Source organism: Pseudarthrobacter sp. MDT1-22 (assembly GCF_054511035.1).
In genome coordinates this window covers 65779-80532 of the sequence record NZ_JBTNDK010000001.1, presented here as the reverse complement: position 1 = coordinate 80532, position 14754 = coordinate 65779, and the positions used below count along the sequence as shown (strand labels likewise).

10 protein-coding genes are annotated in these 14754 nt (G+C 66.8%); 7 read left to right on the top strand and 3 right to left on the bottom strand.

What is annotated here, in order from left to right; all coding sequences use genetic code 11:
- Nucleotides 1–38 precede the first annotated feature (38 nt).
- Nucleotides 39–1733 carry a 2-succinyl-5-enolpyruvyl-6-hydroxy-3-cyclohexene-1-carboxylic-acid synthase gene (menD, locus tag ACX80M_RS00405; RefSeq protein WP_459308261.1) on the bottom strand — a complete coding sequence of 565 codons (1695 nt, stop codon included), beginning with the start codon at nucleotides 1731–1733 and terminating at the stop codon, nucleotides 39–41.
- A 93-nt stretch (nucleotides 1734–1826) separates the two neighbouring features.
- Here menD and ACX80M_RS00400 point away from each other — a divergent pair, with 93 nt between their 5' ends.
- From ACX80M_RS00400 to ACX80M_RS00380, 5 genes are all read left to right on the top strand, one after another.
- Entirely contained in the window at nucleotides 1827–3020 is a 1194-nt protein-coding gene (locus ACX80M_RS00400; RefSeq protein WP_252613832.1) for a LacI family DNA-binding transcriptional regulator, read from the top strand.
- Nucleotides 3021–3255: 235 nt separating this feature from the next.
- The gene (locus tag ACX80M_RS00395) at nucleotides 3256–4530 is read left to right on the top strand and encodes a sugar ABC transporter substrate-binding protein (protein WP_252598544.1); all 1275 of its coding nucleotides are present in this window, start codon (nucleotides 3256–3258) and stop codon (nucleotides 4528–4530) included.
- Between the two features lie 23 nt (nucleotides 4531–4553).
- Nucleotides 4554–5495 (top strand): carbohydrate ABC transporter permease, encoded by a 942-nt coding sequence (locus ACX80M_RS00390; protein ID WP_256470811.1) that lies wholly within the window; start codon nucleotides 4554–4556, stop codon nucleotides 5493–5495.
- Between the two features lie 4 nt (nucleotides 5496–5499).
- The gene (locus ACX80M_RS00385; RefSeq protein WP_252613830.1) at nucleotides 5500–6438 is read left to right on the top strand and encodes a carbohydrate ABC transporter permease; all 939 of its coding nucleotides are present in this window, start codon (nucleotides 5500–5502) and stop codon (nucleotides 6436–6438) included.
- 34 nt (nucleotides 6439–6472) lie between these two features.
- The gene (locus ACX80M_RS00380) at nucleotides 6473–8554 is read left to right on the top strand and encodes a glycoside hydrolase family 3 protein (RefSeq protein WP_459308258.1); all 2082 of its coding nucleotides are present in this window, start codon (nucleotides 6473–6475) and stop codon (nucleotides 8552–8554) included.
- On the opposite strand, the gene ACX80M_RS00375 is transcribed toward ACX80M_RS00380, so the two are convergent.
- A complete protein-coding gene (locus tag ACX80M_RS00375; RefSeq protein WP_252598548.1) occupies nucleotides 8551–10626 on the bottom strand; it encodes a PhoX family protein in 2076 nt (691 codons plus the stop codon). The genes ACX80M_RS00380 and ACX80M_RS00375 overlap by 4 nt on opposite strands.
- A 169-nt stretch (nucleotides 10627–10795) precedes the next feature.
- A complete protein-coding gene (locus tag ACX80M_RS00370; RefSeq protein ID WP_459308255.1) occupies nucleotides 10796–11836 on the bottom strand; it encodes an o-succinylbenzoate synthase in 1041 nt (346 codons plus the stop codon).
- A gap of 149 nt (nucleotides 11837–11985) precedes the next feature.
- On the opposite strand from ACX80M_RS00370, the gene ACX80M_RS00365 reads away from it, so the two are divergent.
- Nucleotides 11986–13695: a multicopper oxidase family protein gene (locus ACX80M_RS00365; RefSeq protein WP_252613828.1), complete on the top strand. Its 1710-nt coding sequence runs from the start codon at nucleotides 11986–11988 to the stop codon at nucleotides 13693–13695.
- A 1-nt stretch (nucleotide 13696) separates the two neighbouring features.
- Nucleotides 13697–14470 (top strand): hypothetical protein, encoded by a 774-nt coding sequence (locus tag ACX80M_RS00360; protein ID WP_459308253.1) that lies wholly within the window; start codon nucleotides 13697–13699, stop codon nucleotides 14468–14470.
- Nucleotides 14471–14754: the final 284 nt, after the last annotated feature.

Sequence of the window (14754 nt, the reverse complement as noted above, 5' to 3'; positions counted from 1 at the left end):
TAGGGTCTTCCGCGCGTCAGCCAGCCGCGAGCGGGATCCTACGCTCCGGCGGCGGAAACGACGGCGGAAACGGCGGCCTTGATGCGGGCGTGGAGGGCGCGGAGGCCAACACGGTCCGTGCGGACTTCGATGATGCTGCGCCCCGTCAGCGGTGCGGCGAGCGCCTCGGCGAGTCCCGCCGTCGTACTTACCGAGCAATGCCCGACGCCGTACGCCGCCGCGAGTGCCGCGATGTCCACGCTGTGGGGGGTGCCGAAGAGACGCTCGACGGCGTCCGTGTAGTGTCCGGATTCACGGACCGCCCCGTGCTCCAGCAGATCAAAGATGGCCCCGCCGGCGTCGTTCAGCACCACGATCCGCAGGTCCGGCCCAGGTTCGCCGGACCCCAGGAGCAGGCCGCCGGCATCGTGCAGGAAGGTGACGTCACCCAGCAGCAGCGTGGTTCCCTGGCGGCCGCCGAGGGCGATTCCGGTGGCGGTGGAGATGGTGCCGTCGATCCCGGCGAGGCCGCGGTTGGCGTACACCGTGGCCGCCGGCTCGGCGGCGGGGAGGCCGGCCAGGTCAACGTCGCGGATGCCGTTGGAGGAGCCCAGCATCAACTGGCCGCGGGCGTGCTGCCAGACCTGAGCGCCCACGGACGGTCCGGTCGCGGCGGGCTCGGCCGCCAGGACGCCGTCGAGCGCGTGCTGCGCGGCGGCCCCGGCCAGCAGCCAGGCATCCAGCCACTCGGACGCGCCACGGCCGGCGAAATCGGCGAGATCGGCCAGCTTCTCCAGCGGAAGTTCCGTGCGCCGGCCCGGCTGGTACCAGGCCACGGGAACCGGCTGGTACAGCGCGGACGGCACGTCGGCACGCTCCAACACCGCGGCAACCGGACGGGACAGCGTGGGCCGGCCGAACATCACCACCCGTTCGATAGGCAGCGCGGACGACGCTCCGAAGTGTTCCAGCAACAGCCGGTACGGGCCCACGGCATTGGGGCCGAACCGGGCGTTTGAGGATGGCTCCGCGAGCAGCGGCAGGCCGTGAGCGCGGGCGAACGCTTCGGCGACCGGCCCGGCGTCGTGCCCTGCCAGCACCACGGTGCGCCTTTCCTCCAGCGAGGCAGGGGCGGGCGGCAGGTTCATGGTGAGCGGGTCAGTGCCGATCCGGAACCTGGGATGCCCGGCCGCCGTCGGAAGCCCCTCCCCCGGTGCGGGAACCAGCGGGTCGCGGAACGCCAAGTTCAGCTGGACGGGCCCGGGTGCGAGGTCGGAAAACGCTCCGGTGGCCGCGGCCAGCGCCGTTTCCACCGCGCGCAGCGGGTTGCTGCCGGCCGGGACGTCGGCGGCGAAGCGCACGTGCTCGCCGAACAGGTCCAGCTGGATGGTGGTCTGGTTGGCACCGGTCCCTTGCAGCTCTTCGGGCCGGTCCGCTGACACCACCACCAGCGGGACGGCGGCGTGGTTGGCCTCCATCACGGCGGGCATGAGATTCCCGACGGCGGTGCCTGAGGTGGTGAGGACGGCCGCCGGGGAGCCGGTGGACAGGGCCAGGCCAAGGGCCGTGAAGCCGGCGGAACGTTCGTCGATGCGGACCAGCAGGTCCACGCGGCCGGCCGCTTCGGCCTCGGCCAGGGCGTAGGCCATGGGGGCGGAACGCGATCCCGGCGAGACCACCACGTACTGGACACCACCGTCGATCAGGGCGTCGACGGCGATCCGCGCGGCGGCGAGGGAGTTCAGGGAAGTCACCGAACCAGTTTGCCATCCTGAGGACGCCTGCCTGTCCCGGGACTCCCGCGCGCAGGTACTAAGCGCATAGACTCGGACCAGAAGGAGAATCACATGGCAAAGGGCCCCACTGTTTACCACGTCGCCGAACGCGCGGGCGTCTCCATTGCAACCGTCTCGTTTACCTTCCGGCAGCCGGAGAAGGTCAAGGCGTCTACCCGCGAACTGGTGCTCGCTGCCGCCGACGAACTGGGCTACGTGCCCAGTGCCAGCGCCCGCGGACTCGCACGCGGCAGGACCGGCGCCCTGGGCCTGTTCGCCTACGACTACCTGTTGGATCCGTCGGGAGGCCCCGGCGTGCAGGGTGGGCCCGGTATGCAGGGTGGGCTGCCGGGCGGGCCGGGCGGACTGGCCGGCGCGCAGGGTGGGCTGTCAGGCGGGATCCCGCAGGAGCCGGCCGCGGGCGCGGACCCTGAGGGCGGCGACCCTTTGGACGGAGACAGTGAGGAGGGGAACCTCCGCCTATTCCCCCTATACGTGGATGAGGTGCAGCGCGGTGTCGAACTGGAGTGCTGGCGCCGGGGGCAGGCGCTGCTGGTTGGCGGCGGCAATCCCGCGAACAACGAAGCGGTGCTGTCTGACATCGCCGGCAGGGTCGACGGGCTGGCCGTGTTCCCGCGCTCGGTTCCTGTCGAGGCCCTGGCCCGCATAGCCCGCCGCATCCCCGTGGTGGAGGTCTCGGAGAGCCTGCGTAACCGGGGTATGGACCATGTGACCGTGGACAACGCTTCCGGAGCGCGTGCAATCACCGAGCACTTGATCAATGTGCATGGACTGACCGAGCTGATGTTCATCGGCGCCATGCCGTCCTCCGACAACGACGAACGGCTCGAGGCATTCCGGAGCGCCCTCGCCGCTGCGGGCGTGAAGATGCGGCACGAGCCCCGGTATCCCGCCGGCGGCGAGTTCGCCGTCGCGGAAACTGTCCGGACCATCTGCCAGCAGGGCTCCCTGCCGCAGGCCTTTGTCTGCGCCACCGACCAGGATGCGCTGGTTGTTATGGATGTGCTGGCCGCGTGCGGCGTTAATGTGCCGAAACACGTGGCCGTGACCGGCTTCGACGGCATCGCCGCAGGGCGGGTCATCCGGCCTTCGCTCACCACAGTGCGGCAGCCCATGGAACGGATGGGCCGGACCATGGTGGAGCTGCTCCTGGACAGGCTGGACCGCCCGGAGAAGCCCCCGGCGGATCTGAAACTGCCCGTGCGCGTGGTGCTGCGCGAAAGCTGCGGCTGCCAGCCGGTCTAGGCACACGGGTCAGGCTTACGGCCACCGCACGACGCCGGGCCTCAAGTGTCCCTTCGCGCCGGGTCGTTCAAAAAACTTAGCGCCAGCTGTTGCCAACATCACATTCAATGCGCTTAGATTGACCTTACGAATCGAATCAAAGCGCTTAGATAGTTTCTGGCGGGATGGCTCCACCTCTCCTGCTCCCTCCGCGCCGTGCCACCTGCCGGCCCGCGGAACCACGAAAGGAACAATGATGATCCATCCGAATGCTAAGAAGGCAGCAGCCGTCGGCATCGCCGCCGCCCTGCTCCTAACCGCCTGCGGCAGGGACTCTGCCGGCCCCGCCGCATCGTCTCCGGCCGAAGCCATTGCCTCCGGGCCGCCGTCGGGCACCATCACCTTGTGGGCGCAGGGCAGCGAAGGCGAGGCACTGCCCGCCCTGCTGAAGGAATTCGAGGCCGAGAACCCCGGCGTCAAGGTCAACGTCACGGCCATCCCCTGGGACGCCGCCCTCAGCAAGTACCAGACCGCCATCGCAGGCGGCACCACCCCGGACGTCGCCCAGATGGGCACCACCTGGATGGGTGACTTCGCCGACTCCTTCGACGCCACACCCCAGGAGATCGACACCAGCGACTTCTTCCCCGGCTCGGTGAAGTCAACCGAAGTCGAAGGGACCACCTACGGCGTGCCCTGGTACGTTGACACCCGCGTGGTCTACTACCGCAGCGACCTCGCGGAAAAGGCGGGCATCACCAAGGCGCCCGAAACCTGGGATGACTTCAAAACCCTCGCCACGGCACTCAAGGAGAAGTCCGGGGCAAAATACGGAGTCCAGCTGCCCGCCGGCGTCGCCGGCTCCTACCTCGACACCCTCCCTTTCCAGTGGTCCAACGGCGCCAAGCTGATGAACGACGACGGCACCAAGTGGACCCTCGACACCCCGGAAGCGGCTGAGGCGCTGAAGTACTACGCCAGCTTCTTCGCTGACGGGCTCGCATCCAAGGCCGTGTCCACCGGAACCACCGCCGAAGCATCCTTCGTGGACGGTTCCGCCCCCATGATGATGAGCGGCCCATGGCACGTCGGCCTGCTCAACAAGGCCGGCGGCCCAGGCTTTGAGGACAAGTACAAGGTTGCCCCGATGCCCAAGGAGAAGACCTCAACGTCCTTCGTGGGCGGTTCCAACATGGTGGTCTTCAAGAAGTCCGAGAACCGCGATGCGTCCTGGAAGCTCCTCCAGTGGCTGTCCAAGCCCGAGGTTCAGCTCAAGTGGTACAAGGCCACCGGTGACCTGCCCTCGCAGCAGAGCGCCTGGAAGGACCCGTCCCTTGCGTCGGACAGCAAGCTCTCCGTCTTCGGAGACCAGCTCAAGTCCGCCAACAACCCGCCGTCCGTCCCCACCTGGACCCAGGTCGCGGCAGCCGCGGACAGCGAAATCGAACAGATCGTCAAGGCCGGCAAGGACCCCGCCGAAGCCCTGAAGTCGCTGCAGCAGGCCGCAGATTCGATCGGCACCGGGAAGTAACAGTGGCTGCCACCACCAACACGATGCCTGCCGGCACCTCAAGGGGTGCCGGCAGGCCTCCGGCCCGCGCAAAGGCCAGGGCAGGCGGCTCGCGCCGGCGCCGCAACGCCATCACCGCGTGGCTGTTCGCTGCGCCGTTCGTCCTGATCTTCGGCATCTTTATGCTGGGTCCGCTGGTGTCGTCGTTCCTGATGTCCTTCACGGATTTCACCAGCCGCGACATCGACAACCCGCTGGCTGTTGGATTCGTAGGGCTTGACCAGTACGCGGCACTGTTCCGGAATCCACAGTTCCTGCACTCGATCCTGAACACGGCCTACTTCGTGCTGGCCGGTATCCCCCTCACCACCGTCCTGGCCCTGGCCCTCGCGGTCGCCCTGAACAACGGCATCACCCGCTTCCGCACGGCCTTCCGCGTGGGCTTCTACACTCCCGTGGTCACCAGCATTGTGGCCGTAGCCGTGGTGTGGCGCTTCATCCTTCAGCCGGACGGCCTGCTGAACCTCATCCTCAGCTGGGTGGGCATCGCGGGCCCGGACTGGCTCAACAGCACCACCTGGTCCATGCCGGCACTGATCCTGCTCGCCGTCTGGCGCAACCTTGGCACGCTGATGATCATCTTCCTGGCCGGACTCCAGACGGTCCCCGCGGACATCCTGGAGGCCGCCGAAGTGGACGGTGCCAGCGCCTGGCAGCGGTTCATGAAGATCACGCTGCCCATGCTCCGCCCCACCCTGCTCCTGGGCACAGTCCTGCTGTCGGTGGGCTTCCTCCAGTTCTTCGAGGAGCCGTTCGTGATGACCAAGGGCGGCCCGCTGGACTCCACCCTTTCGGTCAGCTACTTCACGTTCAACCAGTTCGGGTTCGGCAAATACGGGCTCGCCTCGGCCGCCAGCTATGTGCTCTTCGTGGCCATCGCGCTGTTGAGCCTCATCCAATTCCGCGCCCTGCGATCCAAGGACTGAGGACATGACCATCCCGGAAACTGCACCAACCATCCCCCGCGCCCAAGCGGAACGGACGACGGCGGGAGGCACCCAGGTGCCGGCGTCGCCGCCCGTCCCGGCCCGCCGCCGTCGTACTGGCCCCCGGCTGTCCGCGCGCCGGGCGCTGATCTACGCGGCCCTCCTGGTCGCTGTCACCGCCACGCTGCTGCCGTTTGCCTGGATGCTGCTCGGCGCGTTCAAAACCCAGGGCGAGCTCCTCCGCCGGCCCATCACGTGGTGGCCGGAGCAGCCCACGCTGGAGAACTTCGTGGTCTGGTTCACCGAGCTGCAGATCGGCATGTTCTTCCTGAACAGCGTTGTGGTGGCCGTGTTCACGGTGCTCGGCAACCTGCTGTTCTGCTCGATGGTGGGCTATGCCCTGGCGAAGATGGACTTCCCCGGCAAGCGTTTCCTGTTCCTGCTGGTGATGGTCATGCTGATGGTCCCGGGCGTGGTGACGTTTGTGCCGCTGTTCGTCCTGGTCAGCAAACTGGGAATGGTCAGCACGTACCCGGCCCTGATCCTGCCGTTCCTCGCCGCGCCCATGGGTGTTTTCCTGATGCGGCAGTTCATCGCCGGGATCCCGGATTCGCTCATCGAGGCCGCCCGGATCGACGGCGCCGGCGAGCTGCGCACGTTCCTGCGGATTGTGATGCCCCTGTGCGGACCGCCGCTGGCCACGCTCGGCATCCTGACCTTCCTTGGTTCCTGGAACAACTTCCTGTGGCCGCTGGTTGTTGCGCAGAGCGAGGAAATGTACACCCTCCCGGTGGCCCTTTCCCTCTACTCCACGGGCCAGAACGCCACGGACTACGGCCTGCTCCTGGCCGGCTCGGTGCTAGTGATCACGCCCATCATCCTGCTCTTCGTTGCCCTCCAGAAGTACTTCATCCAGGGCGTCGCGGCCACCGGCATCAAGTAGCCGCTCCCCCGCCCAACCTCCCCGAGAGAGCCCCATGACTGCACAAGCCCAGAATCACGCACGCCCCGGGACGTCCGTCGCCGACGGAAACGCCGACGGAAAAGAGTTCCGGGACCTCAACGGAAACGGGATCATGGATCCCTTCGAAAACCCCGGCCTCAGCCCGCGTGAACGCGCCGCCGATCTGGTGACCCGCCTCAGCCTCGAGGAAAAGGCCGGGCTGATGTTCCACACGGTCATCGAAACCGGCCCGGACGGCACCCTCCTTGAGCAGCCAGGCAACATCAGCAAATCGCCCACCAGCACGGTAACCCTCACCAAGTTCATGAACCACTTCAACGTCCATGCGCTCGGCACCGCCCGGGAAGCCGCCCGCTGGAGCAACGCCCTGCAGGAGCTTGCCGCGCAGACCCCGCACGGGATTCCGGTGACCATCTCCACGGACCCGCGGCATGCGTTCATCGAAAACTCCGGCGTCTCGTTCACGGCCGCCCACTTTTCGCAGTGGCCGGAGCCGATCGGCCTGGCCGCGGTGGGCAGTGCCGAACTGATCCGCCGCTTCGCCGGGATCGCGCGGCAGGAATACACCGCCGTCGGGATCCGCGCGGCGCTGCACCCCACCGTTGACCTGGCCACCGAACCGCGGTGGTGCCGGCAAGCGGGAACCTTCGGGCAGGACTCGGAGCTCAGCTCGAAGTACGTCGTCGAGTACCTCCAGGGGTTCCAGGGCGATGAGCTGGGGTCGGACAGCGTTGCCTGCACCACCAAGCACTTCCCCGGCGGCGGTCCGCAGCGCGACGGCGAGGATGCGCACTTCCCGTACGGCCGCGAACAGGTCTACCCCGGCGGCCGCTTCGCCGAACATCTGGCCCCTTTCCGGGCCGCGATCTCCGAAAAGACCAGCGCCATCATGCCCTATTACGGCATGCCGGTGGGCGTGGAACTCGACGGCGAACCGGTTGAGGAAGTCGGCTTCGGCTACAACCGGCAGATCATCACCAACCTGCTCCGCGACAAGCTCGGCTACGACGGCGTGGTCCTCAGCGACTGGGAACTGGTCAACGACAACATCGTGGGCGACCAAGTCCTGCCGGCCCGGGCCTGGGGCGTTGAACAGCTCACCGCGCCCGAACGCATGCTGAAGATCCTCAACGCCGGCGTGGACCAGTTCGGCGGCGAGGAATGCACCGACCTGCTCATCGGCCTTGTCCGGGACGGGCTGGTCAGCGAGTCGCGTTTGGACGAATCCGCCCGCCGGCTGCTACTGGTGAAGTTCCAGCTGGGCCTGTTCGACAACCCGTTCGTGGACGAGGACGCCGCGGCCACCATCGTGGGGAACGCCGAATTCCGGCGCGAAGGACACCGTGCGCAGTCCCGGTCCGTCACGGTGCTCACCAACGGAACGTCCGACGTCGGGACCTCCCTTCCGCTTTCCGGCTCACCTGCCGTCTATGTGGAGGGCGTGGACCCGCTGAGCCTCGACGGTTTCGGCACTGTGGTGCAGGACCCGGAGCAGGCGGATGTTGCCGTTATCCGGCTTCACTCGCCGTGGGACCACCGCAACGACCTGTTCCTGGAGGAACATTTCCATGCTGGGAGCCTGGATTTCCCTCCTGGGCTGATCTCCCGGCTCCGCACCCTGGCCGAAAAAGTACCTCTGGTCATTGACGTGCGGCTGGACCGCCCGGCGATCCTCACACCCCTAACCGGCTTCACCTCAGCCCTGGTCGGCACGTTCGGCGTGTCGGACACGGCGCTCCTGGACGCCCTGTTCGGACGAACCGGGCCCGAAGGGCGCCTGCCGTTCGAGATCCCGCGGTCGATGGATGCCGTGCGTGCATCCCGATCCGACGTCCCCGGCGATACCGCCGATCCCCTTTTCCCGTTCGGGCACGGCCTGAGCCTGCCAGAGCCGGCAACGGCCACCTCCAATAACCGGCGCCGGCCTGATCGACTAGGACGCTCTCTCACCTTTGGCCTCCAAAAGCCAAACGCTCTCTCACTTGATGCGCCATACGACCGAACGCTCTCTCACTTTCCTGAAGAAAGTGAGAGAGCGTTGGCCGAAAACCCGCCAAAGGTGAGAGAGCGTCCTGGTGGGAGGGAACGGACCTAGCCTCGGAACACCTGGACCACTGACGGACGGGGCGCGCGCGCCTGGCCGCGGGCCGGCGTCGTGCCTTCCGCGACGTAGTCCGGGAAGAAGGAGTGCTGGTCATCGAACGAGCCGTCCTCACCCGGGTGCTGCACGGAGACGAACACGGTGCGCTCCTCGTCGTGGATGATGGGTCCGCAGGTCTCGCCGTCCCGCGGCACGGCCAGGAACTGCTCCACCTTGCCGCGCTCGGCGCCTTCGAGGGTGACCTTGAACAGGCCGTCGGCCTTGCCGATGCCGGAGGGGGCGCCGTCGGTGGAGATCCACAGGTTGCCTACGGAGTCGAACGCGAGGTTGTCGGGGCAGGAGATGGGCGAAACCTTGTCCACCGGGAAGCCGGAGAAGTAGGTAACGTCACCCTGGGCCGGATCGCCGCAGACCATCAGCAGGTTCCACTGGAACTTCGTGGAGGTCTGGTCGCCGGTTTCAGTGATTTCCACGATGTGGCCGTCGCGGTTCAGGTTGCGCGGGTTGACCTCCGTGGCGCCTTCCTTGCCGGCTTTGCCACGGTCCGAGTTGTTGGTGCAGGCAACGTAGACCTTGCCGGTGTGCAGGCTGGGCTCAACGTCCTCGGCCCGGTCCATCTTGGTGGGGCCAACCTTGTCGGCGGCCAGGCGGGTGTACACCAGGACCTCCTCGACGGACATGCCCTTCACAGCCGAAGCGCCGTCCACCACCAACGGAAGCCATTCGCCGGTACCGTCGAACGAGCCGTCGGCCGGGACTGTGCCCTTGCCGTCGATTTCAGCGACAGGCGAGTTGCCCGTGAACTTGGCAACGTAGAGGTTGCCGGCGGAGAGCAGCGTCATGTTGTGCTTGCGGTCGCCCTCGATGTACTTGTCCTTGGAGACGAACTTGTACAGGTAGTCGAAGCGCTCGTCGTCGCCGGAGTAAGCCACCACGTGGCCGGATTCGGCGATGATCACGTTGGCGCCCTCGTGCTTGAAGCGGCCCAGTGAGGAGTGCTTCTTCGGCATGGAGGTGGGATCGAACGGGTCAACTTCCACGATGTAACCGAAGCGGTTGGCCTCGTTTTCGTAGCCGGCTGTGCGGGTGTCGAAGCGCGGGTCGTCGAGCTCCCACTTGCGGGCCGTCGGCTTGGAAGTGATGCCGTAGCGCTTGTCCCCGGCGGACGTGCCGTTCCCCACGAAGTAGCCCTGGAAGTTCTCCTCGCCGGAGAGGATGGTGCCCCACGGGGTGGTGCCGCCGGCGCAGTTGCCCAGCGTGCCCTTGATGAAGCGGCCTTTGGAGTCCTCAGCGGTCGTGACCAGTGCCGAGCCCGCTGCCGGGCCGGTGAGCTCGTACACGGTGTTGTTCAGGTAACGGCGGTTCAGCGGCGCGCCCTTGACATAGGTCCACGGCTTGTTCTTGTTCTTGCGCTCGAGCTCGACGACGGACAGGCCGTGTGCAGCCTGTCCCACAGCGCGCATCTGCTCTGCCGGCATGGTGGCCGGGAACATGATGTTCTCGTTGGTGTATTCGTGGTTGGCGAACAGCACCGCGCGGCGGCCCTTTGAGCCCGGAATCTCCAGGATGTCGGTGTAGTCGTTGTTGTAGCCAAACTGCTTTTCCTGTGCGGCTGCCGTCTGGTTGTTCAGGTCGAAGTCCGGGGTGCCGTTGAAAATGGGGTCGCCCCAGCGGATCACGGGCTGCCAGGTGAAGCCTTCCGGAACCGTGACAGCGTCCACCGCTGCGTCAATTGAAGGGATGGGCGTGAACTTCAGCTTCGACTTGGTGAAGCCTTCCTTCGCGGCGGGTGCCAGGCCGGGGCCGCCGGCAACAGCCGGTTCCGCGGAGGTGACGGCGCTGCCAAGTACGACGGCGAGCGCACCGGCGGCGCCGAAGCCCAGGGCGGCGCGGCGGGACATGGTGGCGGACGCGATATCGCGGAAGTAGCTGTTGGAGCTGGTGTTGCAGACGTCGCCGGAGCAGGCGTTGTCGCATTTCAGGGCGCAGGTGACTGCACTGCGCTTGCCTTTGGTGTGGCCGAGCATGGGCAGCAGGGTGAACTTACGGGCTGTCGATTCAGACAAGGGGTGCCTCCAATATGACGATCGGGTCCCGGCCACCCTTTCAGCGCAGGTCGACGCCAAGCCGTCGGCAAGGTGAAGTTCAGGTTAACCGGCGGTGACCTGCAGGGATGTGAGAGAGCGTTGCCCAAAAACCCGCGTTAAGTGAGAGAGCGTCCGTAAGAATCCCGCGTTAAGTGAGAGAGCGTCCGAGGGCGAGGAGGGCGTGGACCCTGGCGAGCCGGGCCAGCCACCAGTCGCGGCGTTCCGCGGAAGCCGCAAACTGCTCCAGCAGCCCGGCGTCGGCGGCGACATCGCGGAGGCGGATGGCGCCGTCGTCGGCCACTAACGGATCCCGCGTGATGTCCGAGGTGAACAGCGACACCGTCCCCAGCCCGCACGCATACGGCAGCTCGGGCAGGGCAGCGGCCAGAGCCAGCCCGGCGCGGATGCCCACGGACGTGTCCAGCGCGGAACTGACGACGGCGGGGAGCCCGGCCTGCGCCACGATGTCCAGCGCGCGCCGCACTCCCCCGAGCGGCGCGACCTTGACAACCAGCAGATCCGCCGCGCCGGCCCGCGCCACCTTAAGGGGATCGGATTCCTTGCGCACGCTTTCGTCGGCGGCGATCAGCACCGGCGTCCCGGCGGCGCGCAGCTGCCGCCGTACCTCGGCGAGCCCCTCAATTGTGGGCACCGGCTGCTCGGCGTATTCAAGTCCGACGGCGGCGAGCCGGGTGAGTGCCGACACTGCAGTGGGCACGTCCCAGCCGCCGTTGGCGTCGACGCGGATGGCGGCGTCGGGGAGGGCGGCGCGGACGGCGGCGACCCGGGCGGCGTCGTCGTCGAGCGTCTGCCCGTGCTCGGCCACCTTGATCTTGACGGCGTCCACCCGGCCGAACCGGGCCAGGACCTCCGGCACCCGGTCCGCGGAAACGGCAGGAACGGTGGCGTTGACCGGGATCACCGAACGGACGGGTGCAGGGAAGCCGTGCCAGCCGGCCTCGATGGTGGCGGCGAGCCAGCGGGAGGCCTCGGCGTCGGCGTATTCGGGGAACGGGCAGAACTCGCCCCAGCCGTGCGGCCCGCGCAGCAGCAGCGTTTCGCGTTCCATGATGCCGCGGAACTTCACCCGCATGGGCAGGCTCACCACATGCGCGGTGGCGAGCAGTTCGTCCAAGGAGGGACGGTTCGGGAACCCGTTCCGGGGCTGGCGTGCTGGGTCGGCGGGCATGATTTCACTCTACCGGCCGCCTCTGACGGTAATGCGGGCGACCACTCCCTTGGCAGGGGCCTCCGGGGTTGGCCACTCCAGCCTTTTTACAAGTTGCGCGGCGCATGATCTGAGCAGGGTTGAGCAGCCACTCACCATGAGGAGAGGTCATGACATCTCGCAGGGAAGTTCTAAAACTGGGCGGAGCGCTTGGGGCATTCAGCCTCGTGGGCATGAAGGGGGCCCCGCTCACCCTTCCTTCGTCCACCACGCCGCCCTCCACGCCGCCCATCACGACGAGCCAGCTCGCGCCCCAAAACACCCCGGTTCCGTACGCCGGGGTCTTCCGGCGGCCGCCGGTGCTGGAGCCTTACGAAACCGGCTTCGACGACGGCGACCCCAACCGCCCGTATGCCAAGTACGCGCTGACGCAGAAGCTTGGACAAGCCCAGTTTGTGCCGGGGCTCACCACCACGCTCGCCGGGTACAACGGTATTTTCCCCGCCCCTACCATCCGGGCCCTCCAGGGGACCCGGACCGAGGTGCGGATCCGCAATGACTTCCCGGCGCTGGGCCTGCTGCATCCCATGGCCTTCCATACCGTTACCCACCTCCACGGCTCGGCGTCGCTGCCGCAATACGACGGGTACGCCAATGACACCACTCCACCGGGATACGTCAAGAACTACCACTACCCCAACTGGCAAACCGGGCGGACACTCTGGTACCACGACCACAAGCACCACGTGACGGCCCAGAACGTGTACTCCGGGCTGGCCGGCTTCTACCCCCTGTCCGATAAGTTCGAGCGCGCCCAGCTGCCGCAGGGTGAGTTCGACGTGCCGCTGATGATTTCGGATGCCCTGTTCAATGCTGACGGCTCGTTCGGCTACAACGACAACGACCACGACGGCTTGTGGGGCGACATCGTCATGGTCAACGGGGTGCCGTGGCCAACCATGAAAGTGAAGCCGCGCATCTACCGTTTCCGGGTCCTCGTGGCCTCGATTACCCGTTCGTACCGGCCCACCCTCTCCACCGGAGAGCCGGTTTACATCGTCGGCACCGACGGCGGTATGACGCCCAAGGTCCAGGCGGTGCAGTCGTGGCGGCAGGGCACCGCGGAACGCTACGAGATCCTCATCGACTTCCGGAAGTACAAAGTGGGGCAAAAGATCCAGTTGCGGAACCTCAGCAACAAGAACAACGAGGATTTTGCCAATACGGACAAAATCATGCAGTTCGAGGTAGTGCGCAACTCCGGCTCGGGGAAGGGAGGCATCTCCTCGATTCCCAAGACGCTCGACGACGGCGGGTCGCCGAATGCGGCCCGCGGCGGACTGCCCACCATGAGCCTGACGCCGGAGATGGCTGTGGCCAAGCGGGAGCTCAGGGTGGAGCGGGAGAACGGGGAATGGACCATCAACGGGGTTACGTGGGCCGATGTGGAAAGTTCAGGGTTCACTAAGCTGTTCGGCAACCCGCAGCCTTTTGACGTTGAGCAGTGGACCATCACCAACGGATCCGGCGGGTGGTTCCACCCTGTCCACATCCATCTGGTCGATGCCAAGATCATCGCCCGCAACACCAACGGCGGGAAACCGTTCGCGTGGGAGGGGGGGCCCAAGGATGTCTTCTATGCGGGTGAGAACGAGTCCATCACCTTACTCACGCAGTTCGACACCGGAGCCCAGGCGGGCGGACGCTACATGGTGCACTGCCATAACCTGGTGCACGAGGACCACGACATGATGGTGCAGTTCTCCGTGGGCGATCCGCGGAACAACGATCCCATCACCTCCGACCCCTCCGTTCCGGACACCCTGCCAGCGAACCATTTCATCCCGCGCTACCAGCCGGGTTACCCGGCGGGTACGTGAGATGAAGGCGGCTGCTGTTGCCGTCTCGGTGGTTCTGGCCTCTTCACTGTTGGCCGGCTGCACTGGGGCGCCGCCCGGGTCACGTCCAACCGACCCGTCCGGCGTGGTCCTGACGTCCGGTTCGGGTTCCGAGCTGGGGAACGGCCGGCCCCAGGTGAGCTACGACGGGCTGATGGTCCGGCGCCGTATTGTGGTGGCCATCCACCCGGCCCCGGACGCGGATCTGGTTACGCTCAGTGCAGCGCTCTCCTCTGCTGCCGGCAGCCTGGGGCTGGCCGTGTCCCCTATCTCACCGGATGTCCTGGGCGCCAACGTGCTGCAACACACGGTGCCAGAGCTTATTGTTGCCCTGCCCAGTGATGCCACCATCGATGATGGCGGCGAACTGGTTAACCTTGCATTCGGCCACGACCTGGCGTTTCCGGGGCTGGACCACGTTCATGTGGCCCAGGTCCTGGTGCACGACCTCCGGTTCACCGCCAGCTCAGCCAACCCCGGGGCTCTGGCCGAGGCAATCGCGCTGGAAGGCATCCTCGCCGATGCGCTGGGCAACTACGACACCCATGCAAGCGACGGCGAGCTCGAACTGGGCTACACCGGCCCGCTCCTGAGCGACAAGACTGTGGAGGCTGTCCGCCTCGGCGTTGCGCGCGCCGCAGGGAACACCGCCGACGACGTCAAAGTGGCTCCGCGCTCGGGGACAGGAACGGGCGTGGACATGGACAAAGAGCCCGCAGATGCGTCCGTTGCCCGGGAACCGGTACACGGCCATTGATCAGAACAGCACCGCTGCCCGCTAACTAACCACGAAGGGCCAGGCTGGCTGAGGCTGCATCTCAGCCAGCCTGGCCCCTCTTCCATGCCTGGATAAAAATGCCCCCGTTACCTTCCCCGCCGAGGGAGCTGCAGGCAGGGGTGTGCCGGCACAGGGGGCGGCGCAGCAGAGGGAGCTCGGCACCGTGGTGGCGTGCCCCCACAGGCAGCTCCGCACGCACAGCAAAGGGGGTGGCCGCGGGGCCACCCCCTTCACTTGCCAGCTGCAGGTACTAGCTGCGCTTT

What these genes read in the sequence shown, in the direction of transcription:
- ACX80M_RS00400 (WP_252613832.1), top strand. Translation starts at nt 1,827, where the DNA reads ATGGCAAAGGGCCCCACTGTTTACCACGTCGCCGAACGCGCGGGCGTC.
- ACX80M_RS00395 (WP_252598544.1), top strand. Translation starts at nt 3,256, where the DNA reads ATGATCCATCCGAATGCTAAGAAGGCAGCAGCCGTCGGCATCGCCGCC.
- ACX80M_RS00390 (WP_256470811.1), top strand. Translation starts at nt 4,554, where the DNA reads ATGCCTGCCGGCACCTCAAGGGGTGCCGGCAGGCCTCCGGCCCGCGCA.
- ACX80M_RS00385 (WP_252613830.1), top strand. Translation starts at nt 5,500, where the DNA reads ATGACCATCCCGGAAACTGCACCAACCATCCCCCGCGCCCAAGCGGAA.
- ACX80M_RS00380 (WP_459308258.1), top strand. Translation starts at nt 6,473, where the DNA reads ATGACTGCACAAGCCCAGAATCACGCACGCCCCGGGACGTCCGTCGCC.
- ACX80M_RS00370 (WP_459308255.1), bottom strand. Translation starts at nt 11,836, where the DNA reads ATGCCCGCCGACCCAGCACGCCAGCCCCGGAACGGGTTCCCGAACCGT.
- ACX80M_RS00365 (WP_252613828.1), top strand. Translation starts at nt 11,986, where the DNA reads ATGACATCTCGCAGGGAAGTTCTAAAACTGGGCGGAGCGCTTGGGGCA.
- ACX80M_RS00360 (WP_459308253.1), top strand. Translation starts at nt 13,697, where the DNA reads ATGAAGGCGGCTGCTGTTGCCGTCTCGGTGGTTCTGGCCTCTTCACTG.